The sequence below is a fragment of the Zoogloea sp. LCSB751 genome (assembly GCF_002028455.1).
In the GTDB taxonomy this organism is placed as follows: domain Bacteria; phylum Pseudomonadota; class Gammaproteobacteria; order Burkholderiales; family Rhodocyclaceae; genus Zoogloea.
Map to the genome: position 1 here is coordinate 1 of NZ_MWUM01000243.1, position 267 is coordinate 267.

Below are 267 nucleotides of genomic sequence, written 5' to 3' on the forward strand. Positions count from 1 at the left end.
GCCGGGGGATTATGTCTACGCCGATCTCAATGGCGTGCTGGTCAGTGGCGCCAGGCTCCTCTGATCCCTCAGAAGTTGAAACCTACCCCCAGGGTGAGGAACTGCTCGGTGCTGAAGGCACTGAGGCCGTAGTTGGCGGTGATGGCCAACTGCGGTGTCACCAGCAGGCTGCTGTTGAGCTCCACCAGGGTGCTGGGCTTGCTCACCTCCAGCTGTTTGAGCTGGCTGCCGATGTTCAGTGAGGGGGATAGGCGGTAGCGCACCCCA

General features: G+C 61.8%; 1 protein-coding gene. It reads right to left on the reverse strand.

The features are described from left to right. Positions 1-68: 68 nt before the first annotated feature. Positions 69-267: hypothetical protein (locus B4920_RS26505; protein ID WP_216820066.1), on the reverse strand; the 199-nt coding region annotated here is incomplete at its 5' end.